This window comes from Rhizobium sp. BR 317 (genome assembly GCF_047445835.1).
Classification (GTDB): domain Bacteria; phylum Pseudomonadota; class Alphaproteobacteria; order Rhizobiales; family Rhizobiaceae; genus Rhizobium; species Rhizobium paranaense.
The window spans coordinates 1-1162 of sequence record NZ_JARWLB010000145.1; the positions used below are offsets into that span (position 1 = coordinate 1).

2 protein-coding genes are annotated in these 1162 nt (G+C 54.3%); both read left to right on the top strand.

Features of this window, described 5'->3' with window-relative positions; genetic code table 11:
- Positions 1-12 precede the first annotated feature (12 nt).
- The gene (locus QD357_RS32390) at positions 13-132 is read left to right on the top strand and encodes a biotin/lipoyl-containing protein (RefSeq protein WP_414126094.1); all 120 of its coding nucleotides are present in this window, start codon (positions 13-15) and stop codon (positions 130-132) included.
- A gap of 78 nt (positions 133-210) precedes the next feature.
- Positions 211-648 (top strand): thioesterase family protein, encoded by a 438-nt coding sequence (locus QD357_RS32395; protein WP_414126092.1) that lies wholly within the window; start codon positions 211-213, stop codon positions 646-648.
- Positions 649-1162: the final 514 nt, after the last annotated feature.

Consider the following 1162-nt stretch of genomic DNA (forward strand, 5'->3'; position numbering starts at 1 on the left):
GTTGTGGCCATCATGGAATCCATGAAGATGGAACAATCAATTCTCGCAGAGGAAGACGGCGTCGTGACAAAAATCAATGTCGCGAGAAACGGATTTATMGAGGTGGGCGACGACCTGATKGGGATCGATTGAGATGACAGACCTGACGTTCGAGACAACGGCCATCGACGACCGACCCCAGGAAACGCACTCCTGACCCTCGAGACCGTCGTGGATGAAGGGTGGATAGACTACAACGGTCACATGACCGAATKGCAATACTACAAGCTTCTCGCTGACGCCGGCGAGAATTTTCTCCGTGCGATGGGCTTCAGCGAAGAGTATCGCCTGAGAGGCTTCAGCTTCTTTTCTGTGGAAGGTCACCTTCGAAATCTAAAAGAGTGCCGGCTCGGAACGCCGATCCGCATCTTCACCGAAACCATCGGCGTCGATGACCTTAGGCTGCACATTTATCAGTACGTGATMAACGAGGCCCGCGATATCGTGCTCGCCACCGGCGAACATATGATGATTCATGTCGACACGGTCAGACGTCGCGCCGTCCCCGTGGACGACTATATGAAGGGCTGCCTGCAGAGGGCGCTGGTGAAATGGCGGCCGCTTAAAATGCCAAAAGGACTGCACGCATCCATCACTGCTGCAGTTTGACCAGCTCAATAGTAAGCGTCGCCGCCACCTGGGACAGCCAAGCAGCTCTTGGAAACTGTGTGGTGCCGTAGAAGGCCGCGAGATCACGCCATTCTATTGCTGGGCCATGCGAGATGCTCTTGAAGGTAGTGTGCAACGAGACTGCAACGCTGGTTCGACCCGCCACCAATAGCAGCGTGTGACCCATCTCGCGGCGGAAATGGGGCGGACAATCTTCAGGGACGTGGAAGGTGGCCCATCATCTGGCCACCTTGTCAGTCGCCTTGAGTAAAGACGTACCACCGCAGGTCCGGCAACTGAACGCGTCATCCAACTTCGGCAAGGTGGCTTCCTCTTTTTCTCGGCGCGATCTCCCCAGCACCAGCTCAAATTGCGAGATTATCAAAATGCCGAGGCGGCTGTCGGCAGGAACGCTTCTTTCGCGAGTGGCGTCCTACGCGAATGCAAAGGCGAAACCAAAAAAATTCGTATTTTGAATAATTAATGTTTTCTGAGCGTCTGAACGATGTATGGT